The organism is Argonema galeatum A003/A1 (assembly GCF_023333595.1).
GTDB lineage: Bacteria > Cyanobacteriota > Cyanobacteriia > Cyanobacteriales > Aerosakkonemataceae > Argonema > Argonema galeatum.
In genome coordinates this window covers 58,842-70,914 of record NZ_JAIQZM010000009.1, presented here as the reverse complement: position 1 = coordinate 70,914, position 12,073 = coordinate 58,842, and the positions used below count along the sequence as shown (strand labels likewise).

At 47.6% G+C, this 12,073-nt stretch carries 11 protein-coding genes; 7 read left to right on the top strand and 4 right to left on the bottom strand.

Annotated elements, in window-relative coordinates:
• Window positions 1-71 precede the first annotated feature (71 nt).
• From rimI to LAY41_RS11825, 4 genes are all read left to right on the top strand, one after another.
• Entirely contained in the window at window positions 72-665 is a 594-nt protein-coding gene (gene rimI, locus LAY41_RS11840; protein ID WP_249097847.1) for a ribosomal protein S18-alanine N-acetyltransferase, read from the top strand.
• 184 nt (window positions 666-849) lie between these two features.
• Window positions 850-3,327, top strand: a complete 2,478-nt coding sequence (locus LAY41_RS11835; protein WP_249097649.1) for an ATP-dependent Clp protease ATP-binding subunit — start codon at window positions 850-852, stop codon at window positions 3,325-3,327.
• 284 nt (window positions 3,328-3,611) lie between these two features.
• Window positions 3,612-4,583, top strand: a complete 972-nt coding sequence (locus LAY41_RS11830) for a Fic family protein (protein ID WP_249097647.1) — start codon at window positions 3,612-3,614, stop codon at window positions 4,581-4,583.
• Window positions 4,584-4,613: 30 nt separating this feature from the next.
• The gene (locus tag LAY41_RS11825; protein WP_249097644.1) at window positions 4,614-5,453 is read left to right on the top strand and encodes a transglutaminase-like domain-containing protein; all 840 of its coding nucleotides are present in this window, start codon (window positions 4,614-4,616) and stop codon (window positions 5,451-5,453) included.
• A gap of 245 nt (window positions 5,454-5,698) precedes the next feature.
• Here the strand turns inward: LAY41_RS11825 and LAY41_RS11820 are convergent, their stop codons facing one another.
• On the bottom strand, window positions 5,699-5,917 hold the full coding sequence (locus LAY41_RS11820; protein ID WP_249097643.1) for a hypothetical protein: 219 nt from the start codon (window positions 5,915-5,917) through the stop codon (window positions 5,699-5,701).
• Window positions 5,918-6,225: 308 nt separating this feature from the next.
• Here LAY41_RS11820 and lepB point away from each other — a divergent pair, with 308 nt between their 5' ends.
• Complete coding sequence (lepB, locus tag LAY41_RS11815; RefSeq protein ID WP_249097641.1) at window positions 6,226-6,801, top strand: signal peptidase I; 576 nt, start codon at window positions 6,226-6,228, stop codon at window positions 6,799-6,801.
• 75 nt (window positions 6,802-6,876) lie between these two features.
• Here the strand turns inward: lepB and LAY41_RS11810 are convergent, their stop codons facing one another.
• Both LAY41_RS11810 and LAY41_RS11805 read right to left on the bottom strand, forming a co-directional pair.
• A complete protein-coding gene (locus LAY41_RS11810; RefSeq protein ID WP_249097639.1) occupies window positions 6,877-7,458 on the bottom strand; it encodes a ComEA family DNA-binding protein in 582 nt (193 codons plus the stop codon).
• Between the two features lie 11 nt (window positions 7,459-7,469).
• On the bottom strand, window positions 7,470-7,838 hold the full coding sequence (locus LAY41_RS11805; RefSeq protein WP_249097636.1) for an NINE protein: 369 nt from the start codon (window positions 7,836-7,838) through the stop codon (window positions 7,470-7,472).
• 202 nt (window positions 7,839-8,040) lie between these two features.
• On the opposite strand from LAY41_RS11805, the gene LAY41_RS11800 reads away from it, so the two are divergent.
• On the top strand, window positions 8,041-8,364 hold the full coding sequence (locus tag LAY41_RS11800) for a DUF1825 family protein (RefSeq protein ID WP_249097634.1): 324 nt from the start codon (window positions 8,041-8,043) through the stop codon (window positions 8,362-8,364).
• 92 nt (window positions 8,365-8,456) lie between these two features.
• Here LAY41_RS11800 and LAY41_RS11795 read toward each other — a convergent pair whose 3' ends face one another.
• Window positions 8,457-10,376 carry a transglycosylase domain-containing protein gene (locus LAY41_RS11795; protein WP_249097633.1) on the bottom strand — a complete coding sequence of 640 codons (1,920 nt, stop codon included), beginning with the start codon at window positions 10,374-10,376 and terminating at the stop codon, window positions 8,457-8,459.
• 436 nt (window positions 10,377-10,812) lie between these two features.
• Here LAY41_RS11795 and tyrS point away from each other — a divergent pair, with 436 nt between their 5' ends.
• On the top strand, window positions 10,813-12,042 hold the full coding sequence (tyrS, locus tag LAY41_RS11790; protein WP_249097631.1) for a tyrosine--tRNA ligase: 1,230 nt from the start codon (window positions 10,813-10,815) through the stop codon (window positions 12,040-12,042).
• Window positions 12,043-12,073 lie beyond the last annotated feature (31 nt).

Sequence of the window (12,073 nt, the reverse complement as noted above, 5' to 3'; positions counted from 1 at the left end):
ATGTGGGAACGATCCAACGTTAAAATGACAGGCGTGAGTACGTCTCGTTAATCAGTTTACAATTGAGAGCTATTAACTTTTTAAATCTATTACCCCTGGCACCAGAACTACTACCAGCAGTAGTAGAACTCGATCGAGAGTGTTTTGGTGGACTTTGGACTCTGGAAAGTTATCAACGAGAGTTAGATAGTACCAATAGCGATATACTGGTTCTTCTCAAAGAAGGAAATGACGAAGAATCTCTCTCTTTAGATCCTTCTCATACCCCAATCTTGGGATTAGGATGTCTATGGACGATTTTAGATGAAGCTCACATCACCATTCTGGCCGTCCATCCCAACTATCGCGCTCAAGGCTTGGGGATGACACTGCTAACAGCTTTGCTATCCCAAGCTTGGCAACGCGGGTTGGAGAGAGCAACGCTCGAAGTAAGCGCCTCTAACGAAACCGCACTATCTCTTTACCAAAAGTTTGGCTTTCGGATCGCAGGACGGCGGCGGGGTTATTACCAGGATACGGGTGAAGATGCCCTGATTCTCTGGCTCAACGGTCTGGGACACCCAGAATTTGACAAAACTTTAGCAGACTGGGATCGGCAAGTTCGCTCTCGCCTAGCTTCATCCGGCTGGAATTTATACTCAACGAAATTAAAAATGAAAAAATAACAGAAGAAAAATCAAAAAAATAATTTCACAGCCACTGAATTACCAATAATGTCGCTAAATCTAAAATAGAAGTTCCCTCATCGGCTATCCGTACCAATTCTCTACTCCAAGAGTATGACAGCCGAACAGATTGCCTATGCTAGAATCATGCTTACCGGAACTCAGCAGGTGATGGAAAGCTGCCATGTTTGAACGCTTTACAGAAAAAGCAATTAAAGTGATCATGCTGGCCCAGGAAGAAGCACGTCGCCTGGGGCACAACTTCGTAGGTACAGAGCAGATCTTATTAGGTCTGATTGGAGAAGGGACCGGCGTCGCCGCCAAGGTACTCAAATCAATGGGCGTCAATCTCAAAGACGCTCGAATTGAGGTAGAAAAAATTATTGGTCGGGGTTCTGGATTCGTTGCTGTCGAAATTCCGTTTACTCCACGGGCAAAGCGCGTTCTGGAGTTATCCCTAGAAGAAGCTCGTCAACTAGGGCATAACTACATCGGCACGGAACACCTGCTTTTGGGCCTAATCCGGGAAGGGGAAGGGGTGGCAGCAAGAGTACTGGAAAATCTAGGCGTTGACCTCTCCAAAGTCCGCACGCAAGTGATTCGGATGCTGGGCGAAAATACCGAAGTTACCCCTGGCGCAAGTCAAGGCCGCACGAAGACACCAACTCTTGATGAATTTGGCTCAAACTTGACCGTGATGGCCACCGAGGGCAAGCTCGACCCCGTAGTCGGTCGTCAGCGGGAAATTGAGCGAGTGATCCAAATTTTGGGTCGTCGTACAAAAAACAACCCAGTGTTAATTGGGGAACCGGGTGTCGGGAAAACAGCGATCGCAGAAGGCTTAGCACAACGCATTGCCAACAACGATGTGCCCGACATTTTGGAAGACAAGCGCGTCGTCACTCTGGATATTGGTTTGCTAGTAGCAGGCACCAAATATCGGGGTGAATTTGAAGAACGCCTCAAGAAAATCATGGACGAAATCCGCTCGGCGGGTAACGTCGTCCTCGTAATTGATGAAGTGCATACCCTGATCGGTGCTGGTGCAGCAGAAGGTGCGATCGATGCAGCCAACATCCTCAAACCCGCACTAGCTAGAGGCGAACTCCAGTGCATCGGTGCAACAACACTGGATGAATACCGCAAGCACATCGAACGGGATGCCGCATTGGAACGCCGCTTCCAGCCGGTGATGGTGGGCGAACCAACAGTAGATGAAACTATAGAAATTCTCTACGGCTTGCGCGAACGCTACGAACAGCACCACAAGCTGAAAATTTCTGACGAAGCTTTGTCAGCGGCGGCAAAACTATCCGATCGCTATATCTCAGATCGCTATCTGCCAGATAAAGCAATCGACTTAGTTGATGAAGCGGGATCGCGGGTGCGTCTGATTAATTCCCAATTGCCACCAGCAGCAAAAGAACTCGACAAAGAACTGCGTCAGGTACTCAAAGAAAAAGACGATGCGGTCAGGTCGCAAGACTTCGATCGAGCTGGAGAACTACGCGATCGCGAAATGGAAATAAAATCCCAAATCCGCGCTATTTCCCAAAATAAGAAAACTGACTCGTCAGACAAAGATGTCTTACCAGTTGTCACCGAAGAAGATATCGCCCACATCGTAGCTTCCTGGACAGGCGTTCCAGTCAACAAGCTGACAGAATCCGAATCCGAAAAGCTCATGCACATGGAAGACACCCTCCATCAGCGGCTCATCGGTCAAGAAGAGGCGGTGACAGCAGTATCTCGCGCCATTCGTCGCGCCAGAGTCGGTTTGAAAAACCCCAACCGCCCGATCGCCAGCTTTGTATTCTCTGGCCCCACCGGCGTAGGGAAAACAGAACTGACGAAAGCCTTAGCATCCTACTTCTTCGGTTCCGAAGAAGCCATGATTCGGTTAGATATGTCCGAATACATGGAACGCCACACCGTCTCCAAGTTGATCGGTTCTCCTCCGGGGTACGTCGGTTACAACGAAGGCGGTCAGCTCACAGAAGCCGTCCGGCGTCGTCCATACACCGTCGTGCTATTCGACGAAATCGAAAAAGCCCACCCCGATGTGTTCAATATGCTCCTGCAAATCTTGGAAGATGGTCGTCTGACCGATGCCAAGGGACGCACCGTAGACTTCAAGAACACATTGCTGATCATGACTTCCAACATCGGCTCGAAGGTAATTGAGAAAGGCGGCAGCCAACTCGGCTTCTTCGATGCCGGATCGGAAACCCAGGCGGAAGCACAGTACATTCGCATTCGGACTCTGGTCAACGAAGAACTCAAGCAGTACTTCCGCCCAGAATTCCTCAATCGGATCGACGAAATTATCGTCTTCCGCCAGCTCTCCAACGAGGAGATCAAGAAAATTGCGGACATTCTGCTCAAGGAAGTCTTTAATCGCCTGACCGAACAGGGAATCACCCTGGAAGTGACGGGCGCATTCAAAGACCGCTTGGTGACAGAAGGTTACAACCCCAGCTACGGGGCGAGACCTCTGCGTCGCGCCATTATGCGCCTCCTGGAAGACAGCCTAGCCGAGGAAATCCTTTCTGGGCGCGTCCAAACGGGAGACACTGCCATAGTGGATGTGGACGATCAGGGTCAGGTTAGGGTGTTACAGGGCGAGAAAAAAGCACTGACTCCTAGCGCTGTTGAAAAGTAATTAGTTTTGAGTTAAGGAAACTTTTCAAAACCTAAAACTTTACCAGTAAACGCTAATAGAAAACGGTAGAACTTAGTTCTACCGTTTTTTGTTTAATTGCGCGACAGCCGATCGGGCCCGGTTGCATCGTTAGCATAATGAGTGATATCGTCAATTTTTCTATTTTGATCGTTGGTTAAATTTTTACCGCAGATGAAGACTCTGGAACGCTCCGGAACGCAGATAAGAATAAGAAAGAACACGAGTTTTTTGGATCGGGTTTAAATCTACGCTAAACTATAGCCATGCAGCCCTTCCTAACCACTCAACCCGCGATCGCCCATTCAGTCTATGATGACTTAATGGCGATGTTGGTGCGGTTGTATCCTCAACGTCTGGGTGACATTATCGATCGGCATTTGGCGTTATCATCAGCAATGAACTTTTCTGAAAAGCTGCAACTGGTTGATAGGCTAAAAAGCTGGTTAGATAGCTTTCGCCCGCTTTCCCCCACCGTTGTGGCAGAACTGAAAAAACTCTACGACGTTCGGTTCACGTATCACTCGAATGCGATCGAGGGGAATACCTTGACGCAGCGTGAAACTGAATTAGTCCTAGAAACCGGAATCACCATTGGTGGAAAAACCCTGCGAGAACACCTGGAAGCGATCGGACATCGGGATGCCATCAATTACATTGAAACCCTCATGCAATCGGACACTCTCATCGGTGAATGGGAGATTAAACAGATTCACACACTAATTCTAAGAGCGATCGCACCAGAAGAAGCTGGACGCGATCGGCAATTAGATGTGAAAGCGGCTGGCACCGAATACCTCTATCCGCCTCATTATTTGCTCAACGATCTGATGCCGGAATTTATCCAATGGCTAAATTCGGCCAACATCCGATCGTTACATCCCTTAGAATATGCCGCCGAAGCACATCTTCGCTTTGTTTCGATTCATCCATTTCGCGATGGCAATGGACGCACCGGACGGCTATTGATGAATCTCCTTTTGCTGCGGGCGGGCTATCCTATCGTCGTAATCTCAAACCAGGTTCGTGCTGCCTATATCGACGCGATCTCAGCAGCACAACAGCAGGATGCTGGTATTTATCCGTTGCTCAATCTCATCGTGAATGCTGCCAAAGATTCGCTGATTGAAACCTTACAAATCCTAGCAACCGCCAGCGACAGCCGGGGTCGAGGACTACCCTTCTATGAAGAGATGCTAGCGGTTTTGCAGCATTCTGAAGATAGACGTTTAGAGTGAACTTCGTGAAAAATAACAACTATAACAATTATGAAATTTAATCTTAGTTCAGCACTGCGTTACCGAATTAACGAAGCCAGCACTTTAGTGTTAAATATCCAAGTTGTTAACAACCACCATCAAAGGATTTGCACCGAACAGCTACAATTTGACCCAAAAGTAAAGTTTGACGAATATACTGCACCTGCAAGTCTAACTCGATATATGCGAGTTAACGCGCCTGTTGGCAAATTGGAAGTAAACTATGAAGCGACAGTAGAATTGTCGCACTTTTACGCCGATCCCAACACAATTGCTGAAGTACCGATCGCAGATTTGCCGATGGAGACTCTGCCCTATCTTTACCCCAGTCGCTACTGTGAGTCCGATCGCTTGATGGGTTTTGTGCAGAGTGAATTTGGGGGGTTACAACCTGGTTATTCCAAAGTTACTGCTATTTGCAACTGGATTTATAACAAAGTAACATATTTATCTGGTAGTACCAATTCTCAGACTTCAGCTTACGATACGGCAACGCAACGGGCGGGTGTTTGTAGGGATTTTGCCCATCTAGGCATTGCTTTTTGCCGTGCTTTGAATATTCCCGCACGCTTTGTTAGCGCCTACGCTTACGGTCTGAATCCGCCGGATTTTCACGCTTGTTTTGAGGCTTATCTGGGCGATCGCTGGTATCTGTTTGATGCTACCCGTTTGGTGCCTTTAAACAGTATAATCCGAATCGGTACGGGTCGCGATGCGGCAGATGTTTCTTTTGGGACTTTATTTGGAGCGGTGCAAATGGAGGAGATGAAACTTTTTGTGGCATCAGTCTCGGAAGCGGGAGAGATGGAGAGGTCTGATTTTACAGGTATGGCGATCGCTATTTCGTAAAGTGCCTATTTCACCGGAATGTCTGTAGGGCGGGGTTCTTTCTTAAACCAGACCCCACTTTTAGTGGAAATAAGCGATATCGTTTCCGGTTGAATCTGATTTCTAATCAAATATTCTAAGGAACAAGATTTGGTCTAACATCTTCCATCACCAAATCAAATATTATAGCGTGGGCTTTTGGTCTTGCCCCTTCCAGTTGACTGACTAACACCCTGACATTCTCTGGCATCAAGCAGACTCCTCAGTCAGTTAAGTGACTGACAGCTCATGCGTTTGATAGCTATTAATTCGCGGGACTCTTGCTTAACATAGCCGGACATGGCGGCTTGCTGCAACGCTAAAAAGGCATTCAAGTCTTCTAAATCGTACTTGCTGCTTAGAAGCTGGCGCAGTTCATTTTCGGCTTCAACGGTTAGATAACCAGTTGTTATAGCTTGTTGTACCACATCTCGGATTAGAATCATAGAACTTTTCTCAACTCGCTTACTGACAAAAGTAAGTATGAGACTTTTCGGTAGACAGCCTATTGACGCGACTCTCTGCGATCCTGTGATGTTTTTTTGATTAGCAGGTGACAGCTTATATAAGTTTTACGTGATCGATCGAGGTATCGGCTGTGACGCCGATCGTTTGACCGCCTCTCCCGGAAGAATGATATTGACTTTGGGCATTTAGAAGCCGATCGCTCCTGCGATTGTGAGAAACTAATTTAGGACTTGCCCAGAAACCCGGTAAGTCCTGTATTTGTTCTCCGTATTCCTTGATATCTTCTATGGACTATAACGAAAAGGATTTGGCAGGTTCTCCTCTCTGGTTGCGGGTATGGCGTCAAGTGAGGGAAAATCTCCTAATCCTGGTCATCGCCCTTACCTTGGCTCTTTTGCTTCGGACTTTTGTGGCAGAACCCCGCTACATTCCCTCTGATTCTATGCTGCCGACCTTACAAGTGGGCGATCGCTTGATAGTCGATAAGGTTAGTTACCGTTTTCGCCCACCTGCAACGGGCGATATAGTCGTCTTCGATCCGCCGCCACAGCTGCAAATTCAGGGATATGCGAAAGATCAGGCATTTATCAAAAGGGTAATCGGCGAACCGGGCCAACTCGTGAGCATTACCAATGGCAAAGTCTATCTCTCTAGCCAACCCCTACAGGAAAGCTACATTGCCGAACCTCCCGCCTATAAGTGGGGACCGCAGGCAGTTCCGTCAGGCCAACTTTTTGTGATGGGAGACAACCGCAACAACAGCAATGATTCCCATATGTGGGGTTTTTTACCGAAACAAAACATCATTGGTCGTGCTTGCTTTCGGTTTTGGCCGATCGATCGCATTGGCCTAGTAAAATAGTTTTGAATTTTGAATTTTGAATTTTGAGTTAAAGAAGTTTCTTAATTCAAAACTTAAAACTCAAAATTCAAAACTCTAAGACAAGCGCAAATAGTGCATCAACTGACCGATCGTGTCTGCCGAAAGAGATAATCTTAGTTGCAAATCCGCCAAATCTCGGTAATAACCGCCATTCTCGCGATTTTGTACGATCGCCTGCGCCAGAAAAGTATCGATCGCAGGAATTTTACTCAGCATTTCTATTGAGGCTGTGTTCGGGTTAATCTGCTGGGGGGTAAAGACGCTTTCGGGGTCGTAGTAACAAAATCTGAGTACCGGCTCAAGGGGTTTTAGTCGCTCTATCGGCCAGCTAAGCGCGGCTGCAACGTCCTCCAGACAATGAAACTCTACCCCAGAACGAGACAGAGTTTCAAGCGATCGGGCCTGATGAATTGACAATCCGGGCAATCTCAGCCAATCATCTACAGTCGCCCGATTCGGGTCAATTGTGATACCCAACGAGGCTGCGATCGCAATTTCTTCAACTGATTGCAGCCGATAGTAAGGATCATTAAGAATTCGCGCCCGGATTAACTGCTGCTGCGGATTTACCGACATTTTGGGCAACGTCTTTCCAAGCTGAAGACGCACCGAGATTAGCCAGTTACTAATTCCCATATTCAAACCATTTAGTCAAGTAGCTTGCGGCGTTTTTGCTCGAATTCGTACTCAGAAATCAACCCCTCTTGGCGCAACTGTTCCAATTGGCGCAAAGCCTCTGCCATCGCCGCCACCTGGGAGGGGTCAACAGAGGATTGTACCGTCACTGGCGAATTTAGATTGAAATTGCGATCGAATTGATCTGGATCTTGAACTAAATACCAAAACCCTTCAATAGCGCTAGCCAGATGGGGAATAGGTGTCCACGACAGCAGCAAATACAGAATACCCCACACCGGCTGTCCCAAATAAAACTTGTGGAGTCCCGAAAGAGGTATAACTGCCCCACTAAAAGCCAAAATCGCCGCCACTCTTCGACCTTTCGGCTTACTCAACATGGTGTCGCCTCTAAAACCTGCCGTCTTCTTATACAATATTAATCTCTGCTGCCCGAGTGGGGAATAGGTACTGGAAGCAGATGAGCAGACGAACGCATTACCGAAGCAAATTTTTTGAAATATAATAGCAGACTGGACTAGAATCGTAACAGATACAATTGTATTCCCCCTGAATGCAAACCTTCGATTGAATGGAAGCGCAATGGGATTTTTTGACTCTGAGATTGTTCAGCAAGAACTCAAGCAACTGGCTGAGGATTATCAATCCCTCATCCAACTAGGCAATAACTACGGCAAATTTGACCGCGAAGGCAAAAAGCTGTTTATCGAGCAATGGGAAGCCATTATGGAGCGCTACCGTATTTTTATGAAGCGCTTTGAGCTTTCTGAGGATTTTATGGCTCAAATGACAATACAGCAACTTAGAACTCAGCTGGGTCAATTTGGCATTACACCTCAGCAAATGTTTGACCAAATGAATTTAACCCTAGAGCGGATGAAAGCTGAACTGGAAAAGCAACCTTAGCCGATTTTAGATTTTAGATCGTAAGGCGGCTAGTCAGTTAATCAAAACTTTTGGCTACTTACCAGCTTCCGCAATCTAAAATCTAAAATTGGTTACGGACTAGGGCGCTTAAATTGCGAAGCCGATGGAAAGTATTCGACTGGTACGCCATCTAACGCTTTTACCATAAAATTGTGCCAGATTGGTGCTGCGTAGTGACCGCCTGTCACACCAGAGGCTAAACGTCTGTTATCATCTCTACCTATCCAAATGGCCACAGACAGTTGCGGTACAAAACCGACAAACCAAACATCTTTTTCTGAAGACGTCGTACCCGTTTTGCCAGCGGCTGGACGACCTATCTGGGCGGCTTTTCCAGTTCCGCTAGTAACCACAGATTGCAGCACGCTAGTGATAGAAGCAGCCGCCCAAGCATCAAGAACCAGTTTGGGTTTGGGCGTGTTATCCAGCAAAACGTTGCCGCTCGAATCAGTTACTTGAACAATCAAGGTAGTATCGGATTGCCAACCCATACTACCGAAGGTGGCATAAGCGCTTGCCATTTCTAAAGGCGACAGACCGCTCGCACCCAGTGGTAAAGAAATCACTGGTTCCATCGGACTTTTAATCCCAAGAGTCCGGCAAACTTCAATCACTTTATCTAACCCTACGGCGCGTCCCATCTTCACAGCCGGAACGTTGCGCGATACTTGAAGTGCCGATCGAATGGTCATGGCACCCCCAAAAGTACTATCGTAGTTTCTGGGAGAGTAGCCACCAGAACTGCCATCGCGATAGTGAACGGGGGTATCGTAGACAGTAGAAGACGGCGTATATTTACCGCTAGCAAAAGCCGTGTAATAAACAAACGGCTTAAAAGCAGATCCGGGCTGACGGCGAGCTTGAGTCGCTCTATTATACTCGCTCTTGCTGTAATCAGAACCGCCCACTATTGCCTTGATAAAATGGGTGCGGGGATCGACAGCAGCCAGGGCCAGTTCCGTACCCCAAAGTCCGCGACGTTGGAGTCTGGCGTGTTCGCGACCTATAAACTCTTCCGCCATTTGTTGGAACTTGAGGTCGATGGTTGTTTGAACTCGCATCCCACCTCTTTCCACCGTAGCGCGGCCAAAACGTTCAATCAGCTCCTGTCTTACAGCATCGGTGACATAAGGAAGTACACTCTTCTGAAACGAGGTGGGTTTGCCTAGTTTGAGGGTTTGCTTGCGAGCGGCGGCTTCTTCTTCGGGAGTAATCCAATTGAGCTCCTTCATGCGAGCCAAAACTTGTGCCTGTCGCTGTTTCGCCAGCTTGTAGTTCAGAAAAGGGCTGTAATCTTCGGGAGCCTGAATCAAACCGGCCATCATCGACCCTTCCGCCAGGTTTAAATCAGAAGCGTGCTTGCCAAAATAGCTCTGGGCAGCAGTTTCTACGCCATAGTTGTTATGCCCCCAGTAGACTTGATTGAGGTACAGCTCCAAAATCTGGTCTTTGGGGAGGATTTGCTCCAGGCGGATTGCCATCACCGCTTCTGCTACTTTGCGGCTAAAAGCCTTTTTGTGAGACAAAAATATATTTTTGACCAACTGCATGGTCACCGTCGAACCGCCTTCCACCACCGATCCCTTCTCCCAGTTAGCTCTGATGGCGCGACCAACGCCGCTGGGGTTAATGCCGTGGTGGAGGTAGAAGTGGCTATCTTCTATAGCCATCACCGCCCGCTTGAGTTCTGGAGAAATTTTGTCGAGCGGGACGACTTCACGATTTACTTCCCCGTGGATACTGGAAAGCAATTTACCCTTGATGTCGTAGATGTGAGTTGTTTCTGAGGGTGCGTAGGAACGCAAAACTCTCACATCCGGGAGGTTGCGGAAGCTAATCGCTAGGCCCACCAGTCCTCCAGCCACAATGGAACTGGTTAGCATAGTAAAGCCCAGAAGAGTTCCGCCAGTTACCTTAGCAACCGTCTGAAGAAACTGAAAACCAGGTGGAATAGTGCCGGATGGCTTTTGTCGGAGTGTGTTGGACGACACGGCGATTTAACTTCCTCAAAGAAAACAGACTGAACAAGATAGAGGGCGACTGGGTGAGTCCTTTGATTGTTATATTCAAACTATTTGTCACGGTGACAGGAAGATTTTAGAGGAGGGATGGATTTAACAAGCTAGTAGCCGCTACGGGGAAGTCACTCATTCAAAAGTCAAAAGTCAAAAATACTTTAATTCTAAGGCATTTAACTACTTCTGAACTGGTGGGTTATTTCTGGGGCGCTGCGCTACTCTGTGGGTCAAGCTTTGTCGTTAAACCTGTCCTGCCAGGAGATCGGTGAGTTGACTGCTTCTGGCAAACTATAGCGCCTGTAAAATTGTTTCATCTACCCTTGGAAATACACTGACAATAGTGCTACTGCATAAATAACAACTGACAAATGACTGTTTAATAGCGACGTAAACTGGACATCGGCAAAGTATGGCATCCTATCAATCACCTAGTATTACCCAAAATCTCGCCCGGTTGTACCGTGGCGTCAGTGAAATTTTTCCAAATCTGACAGATTCTAAAAATCCCCATGAGAATTTGGTTGAACGGTTAGCTCAGACAGATCGGCCTTTGCGGGTCAAGTTGGGTATTGACCCGACTGGTGCGGATATCCACTTAGGCCATAGTATCCCAGTCCGAAAGCTGCGGGCGTTTCAGGATGCCGGTCATACAGCTGTCCTCATTATTGGTGATTTTACCGCTCGGATCGGCGATCCAACAGGTAAATCTGAGGCTCGTCAGCAGCTGACTCCTGAACAAGTGGCACAGAATGCCCAAACTTATCTTGAGCAAGTGCGTCCTATTCTAGATTTTGACACGCCGGGACGTCTGGAAATTCGCTATAACTCGGAGTGGCTTTCCAAGTTGGATTTGGGAAAGATTCTGGATCTGTTGTCTACGATGACTGTGGGACAGATGCTGGCGAAGGAGGGGTTTGCGCTGCGTTTTGAGAAGGAAAACCCGATTTATCTGCACGAGTTCCTTTACCCGTTGATGCAGGGTTATGATTCTGTGGCGATCGCAGCTGATGTAGAGTTGGGAGGAACTGACCAGAAGTTTAATCTGGCGGTGGGACGAGATCTGCAACGACATTTTGGTCTATCGCCTCAGTTTGGGATGCTGATGCCGATTTTGATCGGGACTGATGGCGTGCAGAAAATGTCGAAGTCGCTGGGTAATTATGTGGGTTTATCGTCCGATGCGCTGACGATGTACCAAAAGTTGCGACAAACGCCAGATAATTTGGTGGAGCAGTATTTTGAATTGCTGACGGATAGACCTCTGGATATACTGCCAGAAGATCCGCGCGATCGGCAAATCCTTCTCGCTTTGGATATCGTCACTCAGTATCATGGCAAGGAAGCGGCAGAAAAAGCCAAAGACGATGCCCAGAGTATAACTCGCGGCAACACAGAACAGGCTGAAGCAGTTCCACAGTTTTCCCTATCTAATGTGGAGTTTCCCGCTAAGTTGTTCTATCTCGTCAGTGCTAGCGGACTGTGTAAAAGTAGTTCAGAAGCTCGAAAGCAGATTCAAGGCGGGGGTGTGCGACTTGATGGTGAAAAGGTTACTGATGTAAATCTCTCGTTCGATTTTCCCACCGACTTAGACGGACGGGTTTTACAGGTTGGGAAAAATAAGTTTGTCCGCTTGGTTTAATCGTCAATCGTCAATCGCCAATTCCCAATCG